Annotated in this window: 1 protein-coding gene; it reads left to right on the forward strand. The window is 75.2% G+C overall.

Going from position 1 to position 2421, the window contains the following annotated elements; translation table 11 throughout:
* Positions 1 to 1690: PTS transporter subunit EIIC (locus ADL22_RS36130; protein ID WP_234430679.1), on the forward strand; the 1690-nt coding region annotated here is incomplete at its 5' end.
* Between the last annotated feature and the right edge of the window lie 731 nt (positions 1691 to 2421).

Consider the following 2421-nt stretch of genomic DNA (forward strand, 5'->3'; position numbering starts at 1 on the left):
CCCCGACACCACCCCCACCCCAACCACCCCGACCGCCAACACCCCAACCACCGACACTCCACCCGCCGGACACACCCCACCCGCCGACCCGACCACCGCCGCCGACCTCGCCGCCCAAGGCGCCGCCCTCAAGGCCCGCCAGAAGGCCCACAACGCCACCCCGGTCAAACTCTTCCTCCGCCGCATCGCCAACATCTTCGTCCCGCTCATCCCCGCCCTCATCGGCTGCGGCATCATCGCCGGCCTCAACGGCCTGCTCACCAACGCCGGTTGGCTCCCCGCCCTGGTCCCGGCCCTGACCGCCATCGCCTCCGGCTTCATGTCCCTGATCGCGGTCTTCGTCGGCTACCACACCGCCAAGGAATTCGGCGGCACGCCCGTGCTCGGCGGCGCGGTCGCCGCGGTCATCGTGTTCCCCGGCATCGCCAACGTCAGCGCCTTCGGCCAGAAGCTCGCACCCGGCCAGGGCGGCGTCCTCGGCGCGCTGGCCGCCGCCCTCCTCGCCGCCCAGCTGGAGAAACAGCTCCGCAGACGCGTCCCCGAGGCCCTCGACGTCCTGCTCACCCCCACGCTCACGGTCCTCCTCACCGGCCTGGTGACCGTCTTCGGCCTGATGTACGTGGCCGGCGAGGTCTCCACCGCCATCGGTACGGCCGCCACCTGGCTGCTCGCCCACGGCGGCGCCATCGCCGGGTTCCTCCTCGGCGGCCTGTTCCTGCCCCTCGTCATGCTGGGCCTCCACCAGGCCCTCATCCCCATCCACACCACCCTGATCCAGCAGCAGGGCTACACGACGCTGCTCCCGATCCTCGCCATGGCCGGCGCGGGCCAAGTGGGCGCCGCCCTCGCCGTCTACGTACGCCTCCCCCGCAACGCCTCGGTCCGTACGACGATCCGCTCCGCCCTGCCCGCCGGCTTTCTCGGCGTCGGCGAGCCGCTGATCTATGGCGTCTCGCTCCCCCTGGGCCGCCCCTTCGTCACCGCTTGCCTCGGCGGCGCGTTCGGCGGCGGCTTCGTCGGCCTGGTCAACCAACTCGGCGACGCCGTCGGCTCCACCGCCATCGGCCCCTCCGGGTGGGCCCTCTTCCCCCTGGTCAAGGGCAACCACGCGCTCGGCACCACGATCGCCGTCTACGCCCTGGGCCTCCTCATCGGCTACGCCGTCGGCTTCGTCGCCACGTACTTCTTCGGCCTCAGCCGCCAGCAGCGCACGGACCTCAATAACGCTCCGGACATCTCTGCCCCGGACCTCTCCGGTCCCGCCCCGGACGCCGCCGTTCCGGCCGGTGGCGACCCGGGCCCCGGCACCGGCACCGGCACCGACGCCGAGGCCGGCAGCCGCGTCGCCGACGCGGCTTTCCCCGGTGGAGCGCAGGGAGCCGCTGGCGCCGCGTCCAGGGCCGGGGCCGTTCTCGGCGCCACCGCAACGGGCGCCGGCGCCACGGCCGTCCCTCACCCGGTGGGCACGGCCCTGACAGCCGATGCGGCCTCCGGTGCGATCGGCTCGGCAGGCGCCGCTCCCCGTGCGGCCAGAACCGGCGCCGTCTCAACGGGCGGTGGCGGGCTCAGCGGGGCTGCCGGCGGCGCTGGCGCTTCTGCTGATACCCGGGGCCCCGCACCCGGCGGTGAGGCCCCGGACCAAGAGCCGCCGGACGCCGGGAAGGGCGCACTCGGGGGCACTGGGGAGTAGCTGCCTCCCTTGGGGCAGGCAATGGCGCGCCGCGCCTCTGGGCGCGCAGGGCGGGGCAGACGCAGCTCCGGGCGGCGGTCGGTGGGGACGCGGACCCGGGGACTCCGGGCTCGGTGGCTCGCGGCCCTGGGGTCGGAGCCCGGGACTCGGCGTTCGCGGCTCGCGGCCGGGCCGGGCCGGGCCGGGCGGAGCGTGGCTCGTGGTCGCTGTCATGGCCGTGGCTGCCTAGGGATGCTCGTGGCTGACTGGCTCTCTCCCTCCACCCGATCAGCCCGGGGCCGCAATGTCAGGGTCGACCAGCGAGCCACCGTCACGGGCGGACGCGCTCGTGACACGACCGCCAGACCCGCCAACACCACGACCGCCGGACGACGCCAGCACCACGGTCGCCAAACCCGCCAGCACCACGGTCGCTAGTCCCACCGGTACCACGGTCGCTAGTCCCACCGGTACCACGCCCGCCAGACCCGACCACGGTCGCCAGACGAGTCGGCGTCACGCCCGGAAGACCAGCGGGCGTCACACCCGGCAGAGGAACCGGCACCACGCCCGGCCGCTGAGCCGCCGTCACGCGCCAACAGCCGCCCCCAGGCCCACCGACGCGCCCGCAGCGGCCCAGGCCCACCGACGCCCCAGCGGCGGATCCCCGGCCCACCGGGACCCCAGCCCACCGCCACGCCCCAGCCCCAGCCCCGCCGCCCTCACAACCCCCCGGCCCCGCCCCCGTCGCG

This window comes from Streptomyces sp. NRRL F-4489, assembly GCF_001509485.1.
GTDB lineage: Bacteria > Actinomycetota > Actinomycetes > Streptomycetales > Streptomycetaceae > Streptomyces.